This is a genomic window from Spongiactinospora gelatinilytica (assembly GCF_003236385.1).
Lineage (GTDB): Bacteria > Actinomycetota > Actinomycetes > Streptosporangiales > Streptosporangiaceae > Spongiactinospora > Spongiactinospora gelatinilytica.
This window is the reverse complement of the sequence record NZ_POUA01000853.1, coordinates 1-465: the sequence shown is the minus strand read 5'-3', so window position 1 is coordinate 465 and position 465 is coordinate 1. Positions and strand designations below refer to the sequence as shown.

Here is a 465-nt window from a genome sequence, read left to right as displayed (position 1 = left end):
GATTTTAGTCTATGACCTTGGTGGTGGGACTTTTGATGTTTCCATCTTGGAATTAGGCGACGGGGTCTTCGAAGTATTATCCACAAATGGTGATACCCACCTTGGTGGTGATGACTTTGACCAAAAGATTATCGACTGGTTAGTTGATGGCTTTAAAGCTGACAACGGTGTTGATTTATCAAAAGACAAGATGGCCTTACAACGGTTAAAGGATGCTGCTGAAAAGGCTAAGAAGGACCTTTCAGGTGTTTCTGAAGCTCAAATTAGTTTGCCATTTATTTCCGCTGGTGCTAGTGGCCCATTGCACTTGGAAACCACGTTAACACGTGCTAAGTTCAATGAATTAACTGCTGACCTAGTTGAAAAGACGCGCATTCCTGTTGAAAATGCCTTGAAGGATGCTGATTTATCGGCTAGTGACTTAGACGTTGTCATCTTGAATGGTGGGTCAACTCGGATTCCAGC

The 465-nt window shown here is 43.2% G+C and carries 1 protein-coding gene; it reads left to right on the top strand.

The features are described from left to right. Positions 1–465, top strand: a 465-nt coding sequence (locus C1I98_RS46615) for an Hsp70 family protein (protein WP_146607964.1), incomplete at both ends; no start/stop codon positions are given.